General features: G+C 63.3%; 18 protein-coding genes. 11 read left to right on the top strand and 7 right to left on the bottom strand.

The window, feature by feature from the left end; translation table 11 throughout:
- Positions 1–161: 161 nt before the first annotated feature.
- A complete protein-coding gene (locus tag ABVQ20_RS33265) occupies positions 162–1,049 on the top strand; it encodes a DMT family transporter (protein ID WP_354464060.1) in 888 nt (295 codons plus the stop codon).
- On the opposite strand, the gene ABVQ20_RS33260 is transcribed toward ABVQ20_RS33265, so the two are convergent.
- Complete coding sequence (locus ABVQ20_RS33260; protein WP_354464058.1) at positions 1,019–1,867, bottom strand: YihY/virulence factor BrkB family protein; 849 nt, start codon at positions 1,865–1,867, stop codon at positions 1,019–1,021. The genes ABVQ20_RS33265 and ABVQ20_RS33260 overlap by 31 nt on opposite strands.
- 59 nt (positions 1,868–1,926) lie before the next feature.
- On the opposite strand from ABVQ20_RS33260, the gene ABVQ20_RS33255 reads away from it, so the two are divergent.
- The 7 genes from ABVQ20_RS33255 (at position 1,927) to ABVQ20_RS33225 (ending at position 7,325) form a co-directional block, all read left to right on the top strand.
- Entirely contained in the window at positions 1,927–2,793 is an 867-nt protein-coding gene (locus ABVQ20_RS33255) for an SDR family oxidoreductase (RefSeq protein WP_354464056.1), read from the top strand.
- A 24-nt stretch (positions 2,794–2,817) separates the two neighbouring features.
- Positions 2,818–3,009, top strand: coding sequence for a twin transmembrane helix small protein (locus tag ABVQ20_RS33250; RefSeq protein ID WP_354464054.1), 192 nt, complete (start codon positions 2,818–2,820; stop codon positions 3,007–3,009).
- A gap of 21 nt (positions 3,010–3,030) precedes the next feature.
- Positions 3,031–3,612 (top strand): cob(I)yrinic acid a,c-diamide adenosyltransferase, encoded by a 582-nt coding sequence (locus tag ABVQ20_RS33245; protein WP_354464052.1) that lies wholly within the window; start codon positions 3,031–3,033, stop codon positions 3,610–3,612.
- 30 nt (positions 3,613–3,642) lie between these two features.
- Entirely contained in the window at positions 3,643–4,446 is an 804-nt protein-coding gene (locus ABVQ20_RS33240; RefSeq protein WP_354464050.1) for a rhomboid family intramembrane serine protease, read from the top strand.
- Between the two features lie 180 nt (positions 4,447–4,626).
- Entirely contained in the window at positions 4,627–5,376 is a 750-nt protein-coding gene (locus tag ABVQ20_RS33235; protein WP_354464048.1) for an electron transfer flavoprotein subunit beta/FixA family protein, read from the top strand.
- Between the two features lie 23 nt (positions 5,377–5,399).
- The gene (locus tag ABVQ20_RS33230; protein ID WP_354464046.1) at positions 5,400–6,329 is read left to right on the top strand and encodes an electron transfer flavoprotein subunit alpha/FixB family protein; all 930 of its coding nucleotides are present in this window, start codon (positions 5,400–5,402) and stop codon (positions 6,327–6,329) included.
- Positions 6,330–6,446: 117 nt separating this feature from the next.
- Positions 6,447–7,325 (top strand): 3-hydroxybutyryl-CoA dehydrogenase, encoded by an 879-nt coding sequence (locus ABVQ20_RS33225; RefSeq protein WP_354464044.1) that lies wholly within the window; start codon positions 6,447–6,449, stop codon positions 7,323–7,325.
- 34 nt (positions 7,326–7,359) lie between these two features.
- Here the strand turns inward: ABVQ20_RS33225 and ABVQ20_RS33220 are convergent, their stop codons facing one another.
- The 3 genes from ABVQ20_RS33220 to ABVQ20_RS33210 all read right to left on the bottom strand — a co-directional run bounded on the left by ABVQ20_RS33220 (position 7,360) and on the right by ABVQ20_RS33210 (position 10,679).
- Positions 7,360–9,327, bottom strand: a complete 1,968-nt coding sequence (locus ABVQ20_RS33220) for a PAS domain S-box protein (RefSeq protein ID WP_354464042.1) — start codon at positions 9,325–9,327, stop codon at positions 7,360–7,362.
- Between the two features lie 160 nt (positions 9,328–9,487).
- Positions 9,488–10,126 carry an NrsF family protein gene (locus ABVQ20_RS33215; protein WP_354464040.1) on the bottom strand — a complete coding sequence of 213 codons (639 nt, stop codon included), beginning with the start codon at positions 10,124–10,126 and terminating at the stop codon, positions 9,488–9,490.
- A 1-nt stretch (position 10,127) separates the two neighbouring features.
- Entirely contained in the window at positions 10,128–10,679 is a 552-nt protein-coding gene (locus tag ABVQ20_RS33210) for a sigma-70 family RNA polymerase sigma factor (RefSeq protein WP_354464038.1), read from the bottom strand.
- Between the two features lie 273 nt (positions 10,680–10,952).
- On the opposite strand from ABVQ20_RS33210, the gene ABVQ20_RS33205 reads away from it, so the two are divergent.
- The 3 genes from ABVQ20_RS33205 to ABVQ20_RS33195 all read left to right on the top strand — a co-directional run bounded on the left by ABVQ20_RS33205 (position 10,953) and on the right by ABVQ20_RS33195 (position 14,789).
- On the top strand, positions 10,953–11,960 hold the full coding sequence (locus ABVQ20_RS33205) for an iron ABC transporter substrate-binding protein (RefSeq protein WP_354464036.1): 1,008 nt from the start codon (positions 10,953–10,955) through the stop codon (positions 11,958–11,960).
- 172 nt (positions 11,961–12,132) lie between these two features.
- Entirely contained in the window at positions 12,133–13,710 is a 1,578-nt protein-coding gene (locus ABVQ20_RS33200) for an ABC transporter permease (RefSeq protein WP_354464034.1), read from the top strand.
- Positions 13,707–14,789, top strand: a complete 1,083-nt coding sequence (locus tag ABVQ20_RS33195) for an ABC transporter ATP-binding protein (RefSeq protein WP_354464032.1) — start codon at positions 13,707–13,709, stop codon at positions 14,787–14,789. Before ABVQ20_RS33200 ends, ABVQ20_RS33195 begins: the two co-directional genes overlap by 4 nt.
- 20 nt (positions 14,790–14,809) lie before the next feature.
- Here the strand turns inward: ABVQ20_RS33195 and ugpC are convergent, their stop codons facing one another.
- Genes ugpC through ABVQ20_RS33180 form a run of 3 tightly spaced genes read right to left on the bottom strand, consistent with a single transcriptional unit; the run spans position 14,810 to position 17,729 of the window.
- Positions 14,810–15,910: a sn-glycerol-3-phosphate ABC transporter ATP-binding protein UgpC gene (ugpC, locus tag ABVQ20_RS33190; protein ID WP_354464030.1), complete on the bottom strand. Its 1,101-nt coding sequence runs from the start codon at positions 15,908–15,910 to the stop codon at positions 14,810–14,812.
- Positions 15,911–15,922: 12 nt separating this feature from the next.
- Complete coding sequence (locus ABVQ20_RS33185) at positions 15,923–16,837, bottom strand: ABC transporter permease subunit (RefSeq protein WP_354464028.1); 915 nt, start codon at positions 16,835–16,837, stop codon at positions 15,923–15,925.
- 7 nt (positions 16,838–16,844) lie between these two features.
- Complete coding sequence (locus ABVQ20_RS33180; protein ID WP_354464026.1) at positions 16,845–17,729, bottom strand: carbohydrate ABC transporter permease; 885 nt, start codon at positions 17,727–17,729, stop codon at positions 16,845–16,847.
- Positions 17,730–17,741 lie beyond the last annotated feature (12 nt).

Here is a 17,741-nt window from a genome sequence, read left to right as displayed (position 1 = left end):
ACGCCATCTCGGATCAATCGATCTTCATCGTTTGCCCAGACGCCACCCCTTAAATTCGCTTGAGCTTATATACCAATTGTTTCGTTTTGCTTGTCGGGCCAAAGCGCATTAGAGCATTCGCGGTAATCAACCCTTCACCCAACACGCGACGGTCTCCCAAAATGCCAAGTTTAAAGCGGTTCATTCCCGCTTCCTTCGTCGTCCTGTGGGCGACGGGCTTCATCGGCGCACGCTATGCGATGCCGTGGGCGGAGCCCTTTACGTTCCTGGCCGCGCGCTTTGTCCTGGCGGCCGTTCTGCTGACGGTCGTGATGGCCGTGCTTGGCTCAAGGAGAGCCACCCGCAAGGAGGCGATGCATGCGGCGGGCGCCGGCATCCTGATGCATGGCGTCTATCTGGGCGGTGTGTTCTGGGCCATCCACAGGGGCATGCCGGCCGGGCTTTCGGCGCTGATCGTCGGGTTGCAGCCACTGATCACGGCGGTGCTTGCCGGCAAGTTCCTGCGCGAGGCCATCCTGCCGCGCCATTGGCTCGGTCTCGGCACGGGTCTGGTCGGTGTGATCATCGTGCTCTGGCCGAAGCTCGGAGCCATCGGCGGCGGCGTGACCGCGGAGACGCTCACCGCGTCGCTTGTCTCGGTGCTGGGCATGGCCGCAGGCACCATCTGGCAGAAGCGCTTCGCCTCCGGCGGCGACCTCGTCGCGGCAACCGCGTGGCAATATGTCGGCGGTGCCTCGCTGATGGCCCTGGCCTCGCTCGCTTTCGAAACACACACGGTCGTCATCAACGGCGAATTGATCTTCGCCATGGCCTGGCTGGTGCTGGTGCTGTCGCTCGGCGCCATCTTCCTGCTGATGATCATGATCCGCGATGGCGAGATGTCGAAGGTCGCGTCGCTGTTCTACCTGGTTCCAGCGGTCACCGCGGTGATGGCCTGGGCACTGTTTGGCGAACAGCTTAGCCTGATCCAGATTGCTGGCATGGCCATCACGACGCTCGGTGTTGGACTGGCGACCGCTCAGCCCACCCTCGCCCGCGCCTCAAGATAGCGGCTGATCGCGGCGTTGAGCTCACCACCAAGGATGAAGATCGCCGAGACGATATAGAGGAACACGACGGCAATCATGATCGAAGCCAGCCCCGCATAGGTCGTCACATAGGACGAGAAGTGGTCGAGATAGGTGGCAAACATCGTCGAGCCGATAAGCCATGCGGCCAGCGTGAAGACGATGCCCGGCACCAGCGAGATGAAGCGGCGCTTGCCGGCCGGCAGCCAATAATGCACCGCAAACAGCCCTCCGATGATGACGGTTGAGGCGATGACGTAGCGCCAAAGCGTGATCGTGCCGGTGTAGGGTCTGATCCATTGGAAATGGGCTTCCGCCAGCCGCGCCAGCAGCGGCGCGAAGACCAGCAGCACGCTGATCGCCAGGAACCCGGCGGTCGCGATCAGCACGAAGAAAATGCTCTGCACCCGGCGATAGATGATACCGCGCGTCTCCGTCACGCGATAGGCCCGGTTGAGCGACGTGCGCAGCGCTTCGATGCCGTTCGACGCAAAATAGGCGGCAAGCAGCACGCCGTAGGTCAACAGGTCGGTGCGCCTGACCGTCAGCACGTTCAGCACCTCGTGCGCGATCGGCTTGGCGATCTGATCCGGCCAGGTGTCGAAGACCAGATGCACGGCCGTGTCGGCAAAGGCCTGCGCCCCGAGAAAGCTGCCCAGCGTCGTGGCGAAGATCAGAAACGGAAACAGCGCCATCAGCGAGGTGATCGCCAGATGGCTGGCCATCGCCCAACCGTCATCGGTGTTGAAATGTCCGAGCGCGTCATAAAGAACACGCTTGAGGGCTACGATCTTCCGCATTGAGAGCCGCGTCCCTCCGATTGTCTCTGTGCCGGGAATATGGGAAGGGATTGCGGCAAATGGCAACCCTTCGCGAAACCACCATTCCTGCGGCAAAAGAGTTGCGCACCGTCATCGTCACCGGCGCGTCTTCCGGCATAGGCGCCTATTGCGCCCGCGCGTTGAGGGCCGAGGGCTGGCGGGTGTTCGCCACGGCGCGAAAACCTGAAGACATCGCCGCGCTCGAAGCCGGCGGCATCGAGGCGTTTTATCTGGACTATGGCGAGCCCGGCTCCATCGCGGCGCTGGTGGCTTCGGTGGTCGATCGCACCGGTGGGCGTATCGATGCCCTGTTCAACAACGGCGCCTACGCACAGGCCGGCGCGGTCGAGGACCTGCCGGTCGCGGCGTTGCGGGAACAGTTCGAGACGAATGTCTTTGGCTGGCATGACCTCACCTGCCGCATCGTGTCCTTGATGCGCCGCCAGGGGCATGGCCGCATCATCCATTGCTCCTCGATCCTCGGCCTGGTGCCGATGCCCTTTCGCGGCGCCTATTGCGCATCGAAACACGCACTCGAAGGTCTGATGCTCTGCATGCGCCAGGAACTGCACGGCAGCGGCGTTCATGTCTCGCTGATCGAGCCGGGACCGGTGATCTCGAAGATCGCAAGCAATGGCCTCCCGTGGTTTGTGAGGAACATCGACCACGAGAATTCCGTCCATCGTATCGACTACGCCGCACAGCTGGAGCGCTTGCGGGCTGGTGGCAGCAAGGCACCCGGCAAGCCTGGCCCGGAAGTGGTCTATGCCGCCTTGCGCCATGCACTTCTGTCGCGGCGCCCACGCCCGCACTATGTGGTAACAATGCCGGCCAGGATCGGCGTCATGCTGAAACGCATTCTGCCCGCATCGATGCTCTACCGCCTGCTTGCCAAACGCGCCTGAACGCAATCGAACTGGAACCTCACGATGGCAATCGTCTTTAAAATCCTCGCAGCCCTCGTGATGATCGCCGTGGTGATCGTCTTGATCCGCGGCCTCATCAACATGATGCGTGGCGGCTCGGGCATGACCTCGAACAAGCTGATGCAGGCGCGCGTGCTCCTGCAGTTCATGGCGGTGGTGCTGATCATGCTGGTCGTGTATTTCACACGCAAGTAACCACCGTTCTGGGGGCATTGCGTGGTCAAGCTCAACAAGATCTACACCCGCACGGGCGATGACGGCACCACCGGCCTTGGCACCGGCGAACGACGGCTGAAGTCCGATCTTCGCGTCGATGCCTACGGCACGGTCGACGAAGCCAATGCCTGTATCGGCCTAGCCCGGGTCCATACCGCCGTGACCGACCCGTCGATCGACGCGATGCTCGGCCGCGTCCAGAACGATCTATTCGACCTCGGCGCCGACCTTGCCGTGCCCGATGACGGCAAGCCGCTGGGATATGAGCCCTTGCGCATCACCGCCGCGCAGACCGACCGCGTGGAGAAGGACATCGACCTCCTCAACAAGGATCTTGAGCCGCTCAAATCCTTTGTGCTGAACGGCGGCACACCGGCGGCGGCGGCCCTTCATCTTGCCCGCACGGTGGCGCGGCGGGCCGAGCGGCTGATGGTGGCGCTGGCACAGGACCCGGGCGAGCACGTCAACCGCGACGGCCTGAAATACATCAACCGCGTATCGGATTTTCTGTTTGTCGCGGCCCGGGCGGTCAATGACAATGGAAATGCCGACGTGTTATGGGTTCCCGGCAAGAACCGCTGAATTTGCCGAGCGGGACAGGTCCTGGCACTCATGTTCATCCCGCTCTACGACAGCAACAGGCTTCGCCATATCAGGCTGCAATATGTGACGATCGGCCTGATCGCGCTCAACGTAGTCGTCTATCTCATCACATCGCTCAGCGGCGAGAATTTCACCAACGCGGCCGTACTCGGCCTGGGCTTCATTCCGTCCGTCGTCCACAACACCGCGGAACTGGATCCCCGCTTCGTGGTGATTCCCGAGCAGCTGAGCTACGTCACCTATGCGTTCCTGCACGCCGACATCTTCCACCTTGGCGGCAACATGCTGTTCCTGTGGGTGTTCGGCGACAATGTCGAGGATGCGCTCGGCCATATCCGCTATCTGATCTTCTATCTGCTGTGCGCCATCGCCGGCGCCCTGTTCCAGAGCCTTGTGGCGTGGGATTCGCAAGTACCGTTGATCGGCGCCTCGGGCGCCATCGCCGGTGTCGTCACCGCCTATCTGATCCTCTACCCGCGGGTAAAAGTGTGGGTTCTCGCCTTTGCCCGCATTCCCCTGCGCATTCCGGCCTTCATCCCCCTCATCCTCTGGGTCCTGTTCCAGGTCGTGATGTTCGCCCGCGGTGGCGAGGACCAGATCTCCTGGGCCTGCCATGTCGGCGGCATCATCGCCGGAGCCATTCTGGTGCTTGTCCTGCGCAGCCGCGGCGTGCCGCTTTTTGCTGCCGCTGACGAGGACGTCCCAACTGCAACGGTTGATCAGCGCCCTCCCGCCGCTGATCCGGCAACCGAACCGCCACCCGCCCCACCAGCGCCGCGCTGGGGCCGAGGAAGCATTCCAGGTCCTGACTGAACCGATTTGAGTCTTCTGGCTGTATTGACGTGCAGGATTGCCGCAACTACGGAAACGTCTCCGTCGCAGCCCAAGGCGGTCAAAGACCAGAATTTCCATCCGGAATGTCGGCTTTCGACAACTCAGAAGGGGCGCAGGCTGTTATAGCGCGCCCAACTATCGTGAAGAGGTGACAGGCAAATGAAGATCCTTGTGCCCGTGAAGCGGGTTGTGGATGCGAACGTCAAGGTTCGCGTGAAGGCTGACGGTTCGGCGGTTGAACTGGCCAATGTGAAGATGGCGATGAACCCGTTCGACGAGATCGCGGTCGAAGAGGCCATCCGGCTGAAGGAAGCCGGCAAGGCCGAAGAGATCATCGTCGTGTCGATCGGCCCGCAGCAGGCGCAGGAAACCCTGCGCACCGCGCTCGCCATGGGCGCCGACCGCGCCATCCTGGTCAAGACCGACGAACAGACCGAGCCGCTCGGCGTCGCCAAGGTGCTGAAGGGCGTCGTCGAGGCGGAGAAGCCCGGCCTCGTCATCCTCGGCAAGCAGGCGATCGACGATGATTCCAACCAGACCGGCCAGATGCTGGCAGCCCTTCTCGGCTGGGCGCAGGGAACCTTCGCCTCCAAGATCGTGCTCGACGGCGATCATGCCAAGGTGACGCGCGAAGTCGACGGCGGCCTGCAGACGGTGGAATTGAAGATGCCGGCGATCGTGACCGCCGACCTTCGCCTCAACCAGCCGCGCTATGCTTCTTTGCCCAACATCATGAAGGCCAAGAAGAAGCCGCTCGACGAGAAGAGCCCGGCCGACTACGGCGCCGACGTCAAGCCACGGCTGAAGGTGATCAAGACCGAGGAGCCGAGCGGCCGCAAGGCAGGCGTCAAGGTCAAGAGCGTCGCCGAGTTGGTCGACAAGCTCAAGAACGAAGCCGGCGTTTTGTAAGCGATCGGGAAAGGAACAGACAAATGGCAATTCTCCTTATCGCAGAACACGACAACGCAACGCTTTCGGACCAGACCGCCAAGGCGCTTTCGGCAGCACTGCAGATCGGCTCGGACGTCCATGTGCTGGTGGCCGGCAAGGGCGCCAAGGGCGCGGCCGATGCCGCCGCTAAGCTCAAGGGCGTGAGCAAGGTGCTACTCGCCGAAGCCGACGAACTCACCGAGCACCTCGCCGAGCCAATGGCAGCGCTCGTCGTTTCATTGGCCGGTGGCTATGACACGATCATCGCGCCGGCGACATCGTCGGGCAAGAACGTCGCGCCGCGCGTGGCCGCCCTGCTCGATGTGGCACAGGTCTCCGAGATCATCGAAGTGGTTTCGCCCGACACGTTCAAGCGGCCGATCTATGCCGGCAACGCCATCCAGACGGTGCAGTCGACCGACGCCAAGAAGGTGATCACCGTGCGCACGGCTTCCTTCCAGGCAGCCCCCGAGGGCGGTTCGGCTGCGGTCGAGACGGTTCAGGCCGCAGCCAATCCCGGCCTGTCGACCTTCGTCGAGAACAAGCTGTCGGAAACCGATCGTCCGGAACTGACCTCGGCCAAGATCATCATCTCGGGTGGCCGCGCGCTCGGCTCCTCGGAGAAGTTCCAGGAGGTCATCCTGCCGGTCGCCGACAAGCTCGGTGCCGCCGTCGGTGCAAGCCGCGCCGCCGTCGATGCCGGCTATGCGCCGAACGACTGGCAGGTCGGCCAGACCGGCAAGGTCGTCGCCCCCGATCTCTACATCGCGGTCGGCATCTCCGGCGCCATCCAGCACCTTGCCGGCATGAAGGATTCGAAGGTCATCGTCGCCATCAACAAGGACGAGGAGGCACCGATCTTCCAGGTCGCCGACTACGGCCTCGTCGGCGATCTCTTCGTCATCCTGCCGGAACTGCAAAAGGCGCTTTGACGCTTTCTGGCAAAGCGTATTAAATAGTGAAGGGTGGGGTAGACGAAGTCACCCCGCCCTTTTAGTTTGCACCGCACAAAAACAGGCCGCAAAGGCCCTTATGACGGGATCGGTGTAATGAGCAAGATCGAGACGATCGGCATTATCGGTGCGGGCCAGATGGGCGGCGGCATCGCCCATGTCTCCGCGCTGTCAGGCTACAAGGTGCTGATATACGATATTTCACCCGACCGCATCGAGAAGGGCATTGCCACGATCAGCGGCAACATGGCCCGTCAGGTCGGATCCGGGAAGCTCGAGGAAAAGGTGCGCAACGACGCGATCGCGCGCATTTCGGCGGCGCCCGCCATGGCCGACCTTGCCGGCGCCGACCTCGTGATCGAGGCAGCGACCGAGGACGAGACGGTCAAGCGCAAGATCTACGCGCAGCTTTGCCCGCAGCTCAATCCCGAAGCCATCCTGGCGACCAACACCTCGTCGATCTCGATCACGCGGCTCGCCGCCCAGACCGACAGGCCGGAACGGTTCATCGGCATACATTTCATGAACCCTGTGCCGCTGATGAAACTGGTCGAACTGGTGCGTGGCATCGCCACCGAAGACCAGACCTTCGAAGCGGCCAAGGCCTATGTCAAACAGCTCGACAAGACGATCACGGTTTCCGAGGATTTCCCGGCCTTCATCGTCAACCGCATCCTGCTGCCAATGATCAACGAGGCGATCTATACGCTCTACGAGGGTGTCGGCTCGGTCGATGCCATCGACACCGCGATGCGGCTCGGCGCCAACCATCCGATGGGACCGCTGCAACTGGCCGATTTCATCGGGCTGGACACCTGCCTGTCGATCATGCAGGTGCTGCATGATGGGCTGTCGGATTCGAAATACCGCCCCTGCCCGCTGCTGGTGAAATATGTCGAGGCTGGCTGGCTTGGCCGCAAGACCGGGCGCGGCTTCTACGATTATCGCGGCGAGCACCCCGTCCCGACGCGCTGAGCCATCAAGTCAGGCATAAACGGATTCCGCGAAATCAGGACGCCGCCGCCAGCGGCTTCGGCGTCTCTGAATTGCGGCTTGTATCATTCTCGTCCGGCGTCGCGAAAACGCATCCCCGGCCGGCGGCCTTGGCGGCATAGCAGGCCGCATCGGCCAGCGCGATGATCTCGTCGACTTCGCCGCAGCCGGCGCGGATCGCGGCCAGCCCGATGCTGGCGCCGATCTGATGGGGCCGGCCATCCCACACGAAGCCCAGACCCCGGATCGCATCGATGATCGACCGCGCGGCGATCTTGGCGCTCGCGGCCGAACCAGACTTCAGGATGACGGCGAATTCATCGCCGCCAAGACGGGCGACGATGTCGTCCGGACCGAGCGCGGCACGCATCGCACCCGCAACCAGCTTGAGCAAGGCATCACCCGCGGCATGGCCGCTCGTGTCGTTGACCAGTTTGAAATGGTCGAGGTCGACGAACATGAACTGATGCTCGGCGCCGGATCTGCGCGCCTGATCGACCAGATCCTCCATGGCGCGGATGAAGCTCGATCGGTTGGCGAGACCGGTCAATGCATCGTGGGCAGCGGCATAGGCGAGTTGGCGCTGCAGGGCACGCGCATCGGTAAAATCCTGGAAAACGATGACCAGCCCGCAGAACTCGCCGCGATCGTTGATGATCGGCGATACGACCTGACGGATGCTGCATCGCGTATCATCGCGCCGGATGAGCACCGCACGGCTGTTCGGGTCCGAGGGTGTGTTGCCACTGACTGAAGGCCGCGTCACGCCTATCCTTTGCCCCGTCTCCTCGTCGACCGCCCAGTAGACATGGCCAAGCATCTTGCCGAGGGCGTCGGAGCCCGCGACGCCGGTCAGCTTCTCGGCAACCGGATTCATGAAGGTTACGCGGTTTGCGGCATCCGTGCAGATGACGGCGTCGCCGATCGATTGAAGCGTTACCCGCAGCCGTTCCTTTTCACCGGCGAGCATCGCGGCGGACATAGCGAAGCTTTCCTCGGCCTGCTTGCGGCGTGTGATGTTGGTGAGGCTGCCGATGGCCCGGACTAACCGTCCTTCATCGTCACGTTCGATGGCCTTGCCACGGTCGAGAATCCATATCCAGTGGCCATCCTTGTGGCGCATCCTGAACTCGGCTTCGAAAAAGTCCGTCTCGCCCTCGATATGGGCCCGGTCGGCCTCGACGACCATTTCACGATCGTCGGGGTGGAGGATCGTCAGCCAGCGATCTGGGTCGCCGTCGAGCTCGCCCTCCGAATAGCCCAGCATCTTCACCCAGGTTCCGGAATAGGTCGTGCCGCCCTTGCGCCTGTCGAGATCCCAGACGCCTTGGCCAGCGCCCGCCAGGGCAAAGTTCCAGCGCGTCTCGGCTTCGGCTATCCGCGCCTCGGATTGTTTACGCGCGTCGATATCCTCGATCTGCGAGACGAGATAGAGCGGCCGGCCGCTGTCCGTATCGCGGATAACGGAGCCGGCAAGCTGGGCCCAGACAGACGTTCCATCCTTCCTGAGGTAGCGTTTTTCGAAGTGAAACGTATTGGCCGTTCCATCCGTCAGGCTCTCCATCGTTTCGCGTCCGGCCTGCACATGATCTGGATGCGTGATCCGCAGGACGGTCAGCGCCTCGATCTCCTCGCGGGTGTAGCCGAGCATGGTGGCGAAGGTGGAATTGGCCTTGAGAATGCGGCCATCGAGACCGACGACGGCGATGCCGATCGGTGAATCCTCCATCATCCGACGAAAGCGCTGCTCGCCCTCGGCGATCTGTCGGCGATCCAGGAAAATCCGTCGGGTGAACAAGGCTATAAGGATACCGGCGCCAGCGATCACCGCGAAGGATATTTGCAGGCAGAGTCTGAGGGTCTCGGCGCCGACGTCGAGGTGCCGCAACAGGACCAGCGCCAGGACAGCGATGAAGCTCGCCACCGGCAACGCCAGCAATGCCTGTCGGTCAGGCCTCAAGCCGAAGAGATGCCGCAATGTCACGATCCGAGCCACCCCAGCGCAATCGTATCTTCCGATAAAATCTTGACGGACCGATTTTAAGGAAATCTTGCGCCGTGGGTGTAAGCGGCACCACGAACCGGCAAACAATTGCCGGCATGATTAAGGATCGGTGTTTATTGGCCCCGATCCCCACCTGTCGCTACCAGCGCACGAAGAGGCGCCCCCCCAGCGCCCCTAGCGCGGCAAGGGCGCCGATTGCTATCGTGTACCAGGAGGCCACGAAAAGCGGCGAATCGTCGAAGCAGTGCGCGGCATAGAAGGTCGCCGCCAGCCCACCGGCAAGCAGGCCGGCAACAGCGCCGGCAAGCACCGGCCGTGTCGGTGCGCCGTAGCGCAGCATCCACAGGAAGATCGCAAGCGGGCCAATGCCGATCAGCGGAATGAAGGTCATGCAGATCATCATGTTGGTGCCGACAAGGCGCGTGCCCCAGTCGGCCGAGGGCACTGCGAACAGCTCCAGAATGACGGCCGCGGCCACGAGCAGCGGCGCGGCAATCATCCCCATGGCCGCTCGGCCCGTCGAGGCACCGGGTGTCGACAAGGCGCGGACCAGGGCAAAGGCGCTGATCGCAAGCACGATGGTGAAAACAAATTTGGAGAGGAAGCGCATCGTATGCGCTGCGGCCATGAAGTCCGGGCGCGGACCGATCGTCAGCAGGAAAACGACTGCCGCGATCACGGCCGCCGCGCCGGCCGCAATCCACCAGGCCGAGCGCAAAGGCATCGTCTTGCTGCGGGCATCGGCGTCCAGCGCCTTGATGAGATCGTCGGTCCTCATGTCATTCCCGCCCGAATCGCCCCTGTCCAAATCGCTTGGCAATGGCGGCGAGCCCGCGATGCAGCGACACGCGCACCGCCGTCTCGCTGATACCGAACTTGGCTGCCGTCTCGCCGATGGAACGGCCTTCCACCGACACCGCCGAGACCACCGATCGCTGCGCCGGCGACAGGCTGTCGAGCGCCCGGTTGATATCGCGTTCGCTGACGGTTTCCGCTTCCGGCTCGGCGAACGTCTCGGCGATATCGTCGACATCGATCTCGATGCGCCGTCCGCGCCGCCGGAACGCGTCGATCAGCTTGAAACGTGCAATGGCGTAGACCCAAGGCAACACCGGCGCATCCTGGCGCCAGGTATGCCGTTTCACATGAATGGCCAGCAAGGTTTCCTGCACGACATCCTCGGGGTCGACTCCGCCCTGCACGATCTTGCGCCGGGCAAAGCCCCGAACGAGCATGGCAACCCGGTGCAGAAAGTTGGCGTAAGCCCTTTCATCTCCCGCGATCGCGGCCCGCAGCAGCCGGGAAAGCTCGGCCTCGTCCTTGCCGGTCACAAGAGTCACTCCCCCGATTTTCGCGTCTCGGCGCTGATTTGTTACGTGGCCGGCGAAATAATGTCCAAGCCAAACTGCGGGCAAGTCACGAAAACCGCAGCTTCGGACAATTCCATGGTCGCGGCGTTCTCATCACGCTGAATTGTCCGCCGCCGCATCGCTCTTTCGCCCCGGCGACCGATTGAAGCAGCCTGCCAATGTTGACTATTGGTGTCATGTATTGATAGCTGCGGCCGTGCCAGACCCAAGACCATCAAGATCGAGGATTACGCAATGAAATATGCTCTTTCCACCCTTGCCGGCGCCACCGCGCTCGCAATCAGCCTGATCGTCGGTCCGGCGATGGCCGAAGATGCCGGCATCATCGTCTACAACGCCCAGCACGAGAGCCTGACCAAGGAATGGGCCGAAGGCTTCACCAAGGAAACGGGCATCAAGGTCACCGTGCGCAACGGTGGCGACAGCGATTTCTCCAACCAGATCGTCGCTGAAGGCGCTTCCTCGCCCGCTGACGTGTTCCTGACGGAAAACTCGCCGGCCATGGCGCTGGTCGAGAGCGCCGGCCTGTTCGCGCCGGTCGATGCCGACACGCTGGCCCAGGTCCCGCAGGACTTCCAGCCGGCAAGCGGCAAATGGGTGGGTGTGGCCGCGCGCAGCACCGTCTTTGCCTACAACAAGACCAAGCTCAACGCCGACCAGTTGCCGAAGTCGATGCTTGATCTCGCCGATCCGAGCTGGAAGGGCCGTTGGGCCGCCTCGCCGTCGGGCGCCGACTTCCAGGCGATCGTCAGCGCCCTGCTGCAGCTCAAGGGTGAAGCCGCCACGGCCGACTGGCTAAAGGCGATGAAGACGAATTTCACCGCCTATAAGGGCAACAGCACCGTGATGAAGGCGGTCAATGCCGGCGAGATCGATGGCGGCGTGATCTACCACTATTACTATTTCGGCGATCAGGCCAAGACCGGCGAAAACAGCAAGAACGTCGAGCTGCACTATTTCAAGAACCAGGATCCGGGCGCGTTCGTCTCGATTTCCGGTGGCGGCGTGCTGGCCTCGAGCAAGCATCCCAAGGAAGCACAGGCCTTCCTGAAGTGGGTTACCGGCAAGGGTGGCCAGGAGGTGCTGAAGACCGGCGATTCCTTCGAATACGCTGTCGGCAAGGGTGCCGAATCCAACCCCAAGCTGGTGCCGCTGGCCGACCTGCAGGCGCCGAAAGTCGATCCGACGACGCTGAACTCCAAGAAGGTCACCGATCTGATGACCGCGGCCGGCTTGCTTTAGCCAGCATACGTCCTAAAAGGGCAACGACTGCGCTCCCGCGGGATTTCGCTTTCCGCGGGAGCGCTCTGTTTTCGAGATGGCATTCGCCAAATGACGACACGCTGCGTTCCCAACCGCCTTGGCGGCATCGCGACCGTTTCCGCCACCGGGCGGCGGCGGAGCGTCTGAGCTGATGCAGTCCCCCGCCGATCTGGCACATTCAAGCCTGCCGTCGGGAACGGCGGACCGACGTCGCCGGCCGCTGTCGTGGATCGCGATCGTCGCCGCTTTCGTCTCGCTGTTCGCGCTGCTGCCCCTCGCCTTCATCATCTGGGTCGCCGTACAGACCGGCTGGGAAACCGTGGCGGCGCTGGTCTTCCGACCTCGCGTTGGCGAGCTCCTGGTCAACACCGTCCTGCTGGTCGTGTTGACCGTGCCGATCTCCATCGTTCTATCGGTGGCGCTGGCCTGGCTGACCGAGCGCAGCGACCTGCTGGGCGCCCGGATCTGGTCCTGGCTTTCAGTGGCGCCGCTTGCCATCCCCGCCTTCGTGCACAGCTACGCCTGGATCACCATGGTGCCCAGGATGCACGGCCTGTGGGCCGGCGTTCTGGTTTCCGTCATCGCCTATTTCCCGTTCCTCTATCTGCCGGTGTCGGCGGCCCTGCGCCGCCTCGACCCCGCCCTGGAGGATGCGGCGGCAGCGCTTGGCCTTGGGCCCCGGCGCGTGTTCTGGCGGGTCGTGCTGCCGCAACTTAGGCTCGCCATCTGTGGCGGCTCATTGCTGGTCGGCCTGCATCTCCTGGCCGAATACGGGCTCTACGTCTTCATCCGCTTCGACACCTTCACCACGGCAATCGTCGACCAGTTCCAGTCGACCTTCAACGGACCGGCGGCCAACATGCTGGCCGGCGTCCTGGTCACCTGCTGTTTCGTGTTGCTCGCACTGGAAGTCCTGGTGCGCGGCGAGGAGCGCTATGCGCGCGTCGGTTCCGGCGCGGCGCGCCAGCAGCAACGCACAAGACTCGGACGCGCCACAATCCTCTGCATGGCTCTGCCGATCATCACCTCGCTGCTGGCGCTTGGCGTGCCTTTCGTCACCATCGGCCGCTGGCTCGTGGCTGGCGGCGCCGATGTCTGGCGTTTCGACGAGATCGGCCTGGCGCTCGGCCAGACGCTGTTCCTGGCGCTTGCCGGTGCGCTGCTCGCCACCGTCGCCGCCATGCCGATGGCCTGGATATCGATCCGTGCCCCCAGCCGCCTGCAGCGCCTGCTGGAAGGCTGCAACTACATCGTCGGCTCGCTGCCGGGCGTCGTCGTGGCATTGGCCCTGGTCACCATCACCGTGCGCATTGCCATGCCGCTCTACCAGACACTGTTCACCATCCTGGTCGCCTACGCGCTGATGTTCCTGCCGCGTGCCCTGGTCAGCCTGCGGGCCTCGATCGCGCAGGCCCCGGTCGAACTCGAACGTGCCGCTTCCAGCCTTGGCCGGGCACCGCTCAAGGCTTTGTGGTCGACGACGATCCGCCTCTCGGCGCCGGGTGCCGCCGCCGGCATGGCGCTGGTGGCGCTCGGCATCATGAACGAGTTGACCGCGACCCAGATGCTGGCGCCCAACGGCACCCGCACGCTGGCGATGGCATTCTGGTCCTACAGCGGCGAGATCGACTATGCGTCGGCGGCGCCCTATGCCTTCATCATGGTGGCGATGTCGTTGCCCTTGACCTGGCTGCTCTATGTTCAATCGAAGCGGATGGCCGGGCGATGAGCTTTCTTGAACTCGAGGGCCTGAACAAGCATTACGGCCCGGTCGCCGCACTTGCCGGCGTCGACCTCAAGGTTTCCAGCGGCAGCCGCACCGCAATCGTTGGCCCGTCCGGCTGCGGCAAGACGACGTTGCTGCGGCTGATTGCCGGCTTCGAGGCGCCCGACCAGGGCCGCATCGTGCTCGATGGCGCGGTGCTGGCCAATGGCGGCAGCGCGGTGCCGGCGCATCGCCGTGGCGTCGGCGTGGTGGCGCAGGACGGCGCCCTGTTCCCGCATCTGACAATCTCCGACAATATCGGCTTCGGCATGGCGCGCGACGAGGACAAACGCGTGGAGCGCATCGCCGAACTCGCCTACACCGTCGGGCTCGACAAGGCGATCCTGAAACGCCATCCGCACGAACTCTCGGGCGGCCAGCAGCAGCGCGTGGCGCTGGCACGTGCCATGGCCATGAAACCCCGGCTGATGCTCCTCGACGAGCCGTTCTCGGCGCTGGATACCGGCCTGCGCGCCTCGATGCGCAAGGCCGTGGCCGAGCTCCTCGAGGCCGCCGGCATCACCACCATCCTGGTGACCCACGACCAGGCCGAGGCCCTGTCCTTCGCCAGCCAGGTGGCTGTTATGCGCGACGGCAAGTTCTCGCAGATCGGCACGCCGCGGGAACTCTATCTCAAGCCGAAGGACAGGATGGTCGCCGAGTTCCTTGGCGATGCCATCATCCTGCCGGCGAAGATATCCGACGGCTTTGCCAACTCGCCGCTCGGACGTATCGCCGTCGACACGAATGAGCATCGCGATGTCGCACGCATCATGCTGCGTCCCGAGCAGATAGGGCTGAAACGAACCTCGCGCGAGGGCATGTCGGGCACCCCGGACATGCTGTTCGGCGAGGTGACCGAGTCCGAATTCGCCGGCTCGATGTGCACGATCGCGGTGCGGCTTCTCAACAGCGCCGATCCCCCGGACGCCGCCGCGATCGGCAACACACCGTTGACCCTGCGCAAGCCCGGCATGGATGCACCGATGGTCGGCGAGATCGTCCGGCTGACCGTGTCCGGAAAGGCGCATGTTCTTGCCTGAACGCCGCGCGCGTTGCGCGATCAGAGTGCCGGTTCCAGCACCGAAGCCTTGAAGACATCGAGCCGGGCTCCGCTCGGCGACGCGAAGAAATGCATGTCGTCGGGCGAAAACTGAAGGCCGACCGCGGTACCAGGCTCGGGATGGATGGCCTCCGACGTCATGACCGAAAACGGTGCGCCGTCGAGATCGACATAGATGACCCGGCCCGCGCCCAGTTCCTCGACGAGGTCGACGGTCGCGTCGAGCGCGCCCGGCGTGCCCTGCGCGACCAGGCGCACGGCCTCCGGCCGGATGCCGACCGCGACCTCGGTGCCGACCGGCAGCCCGGCGCGCGGGATGGCCAGGCGCCGGCTGCCGCCCAGCAGCGAAAGTCCGTCGAGCGTGACCACGCCCTCCAGCATGTTCATCGCCGGCGCGCCGACGAAGGTCGCCACGAAGCGGCTGGCCGGGCGGGTGTAGACTTCGCCGGGTGTACCGACCTGCTCGACGCGGCCGCCATTCATGACGACAAGCCGATCGGCAAGCGTCATCGCCTCGACTTGGTCATGGGTGACGAAGACGGAGGTGACGCTGAGCCGGCGATGCAACTTGCGGATTTCAGAGCGCATCTGGACGCGCAGCTTGGCATCGAGATTGGAAAGCGGTTCGTCGAACAGGAAGACCTTGGGCTCGCGGATCATGGCGCGTCCCATGGCGACGCGCTGGCGCTGGCCACCCGAGAGAGCGGCGGGCTTGCGGTCGAGCAACGGTTCGAGCTCGAGGATGCGTGCCACGGCGCGGATGCGCTTCATGCGCTCCGCGCTGGGAATGCCCGCTACTTTCAGCGAGTAGCCGATGTTGTCGGCGACGCTCATATGCGGATAGAGCGCATAGTTCTGGAACACCATGGCGCAGCCACGCTCGCGCGGCTCGAGCTTGTTGACCACGGTGCCGTCGATAGCGATCGTGCCGCCGGAGATGTCTTCCAGCCCGGCGATCATGCGCAGCAGCGTGGACTTGCCGCAGCCGGACGGTCCCAGGATGACGACGAACTCGCCCGAGGCGAAGTCGAGGTCGACGCCGTGCACGACCTGCGTCTTGGCGTAATTCTTCTTGACGCCCCGAATGGTGATGGAGGCCATTTTTGTCTCCTGTTATTTCTCGGTGGCGACCAGGCCACGCACGATCCAGCGTTGCATGAGCACCACGACGACCAGCGGCGGCAGCATGACGATAAGCGTGCCAGCCATGGCAATGTGCCATTCCGGAGTGCCGCCGACATTGGGAATGAGAAACTTGAGCTCGGTGACCGCCATCGCATGTGACTGGTCGGTGGTGATGAGCAGCGGCCACAGATACTGGTTCCAGGCCCACAGGAACATGATGGTGCCGAGCGCCGCCATGTTGTTGCGCGAGAGCGGAATAAGGACATCGATGAAGAAACGCAGTGGCCCTGCACCGTCCATGCGCGCCGCCTCGGTCAGTTCATCCGGCACGGTGAGGAAGAACTGCCGGTACAGGAACGTGCCCGTGGCCGTGGCGACCAGCGGCAGGATCAGTCCGGGATAGGAATTGAGCAGCCCGAGGCTGAGCGAGACCTCCACGCCCGACACCTTCTCGATCAGCCAGCTCAAGCCTGTCACGTCGAGGATGGCCTGATAGGGCGACAGGACATTGGCGACGACCGCATAGGTCGGCACGATACGAACTTCCAGCGGCAGCATCAGGGTGACGAAGATCAGCCAGAAGATGAACATCCGGCAGGGAAAGCGGAAATAGACGATCGAGAAGGCCGTAAGCGCCGAAATGATCACTTTACCCGCCGCCACGCCGCCGGCGACGATGAAGCTGTTGAGCAGCTTGGGGCCGAGATCGGCCGTCACCCAGGCCGTCTTGATGTTGACCCAGAAGTCGCTGCCCGGCAGCAGCGACATCGGCACATCGTTGACATCCCTCAGATTGTGCGACGCGGCGATGGCGACGATCAGGAACGGCGCGACGCAGAAGACAAAGCCGATGAACAGGATCAGATGCGTGAAGAAATTGAGCAATGGGGTGCGCTCTACCATGTCATCCTCATCCGTAGTGCACGCGCCGCTCGATGAAGCGGAACTGGAAGATGGTGAGCACGATGATGAGCAGCATCAGGATAATGCTCTGCGCGGCGGCACCCGAATAATCCAAACCTTTGAAGCCGTCGGAATAGATCTTGTAGACCATCAGGTTGGTCGCGTTCGCCGGGCCGCCGGCCGTCATGATGTCGACGATGCCGAAGGAATCCTGGAAACTCTCGGTGATGTTGATGACCAGCAGGAAGAAAATCGTCGGCGTGATCAATGGGAACTGGATATCCCGGAAGCGTCTGAGGACGCCGGAGCCGTCCATTGCGGCGGCCTCGATCAGCGAGCGGGGTATGGCCTGGAACGCGGCGAGGAAGAAGATGAAGTTGTAGCCGACATATTTCCACGAGAAGGCGATGATGATCGATGCCATGGCATCCGCACCGTCGAGACCCGGATCCCAGATTCCCGGCCACATCCGGTTGATGACGGAAAGGAACCCCGCCTCCGGCGCCAGGATGAAGCGGAACGCCAGCGCCAGCGCGGGCGCCGCGATGCCATAGGGCCAGATCAGCACCACGCGATAGAGACGCGAGCCGGCGAGTTGTCGATCGGTCAAGGCGGCGAGCACGAGCGCGATGAACATCGCAAGCCCGGTGCTGATCCCGGCAAAGACAAGGCTGGCGGTGATCGAATTCCAGTAATCGGCACTGGACAGGATCGCGCGGAAATTCTCGAGCCCGACCCATATGTTGCCGCCGCCCCAGGGCTGCTGCAGCGTCAGCGACCAGTAAACGGCCTGGCCTGCCGGCCAGTAGAAGAACGTGAAGATCAGCAGCAATTGCGGCACCGCGAACAGGATGCCGATCGACCATTTGCTGAAGGTGACGCGCTTTTCCATTGGTCCGGTTTC

This window comes from Mesorhizobium shangrilense, from assembly GCF_040537815.1.
In the GTDB taxonomy this organism is placed as follows: domain Bacteria; phylum Pseudomonadota; class Alphaproteobacteria; order Rhizobiales; family Rhizobiaceae; genus Mesorhizobium; species Mesorhizobium shangrilense.
This window is presented reverse-complemented; position numbering and strand designations above follow the sequence as displayed.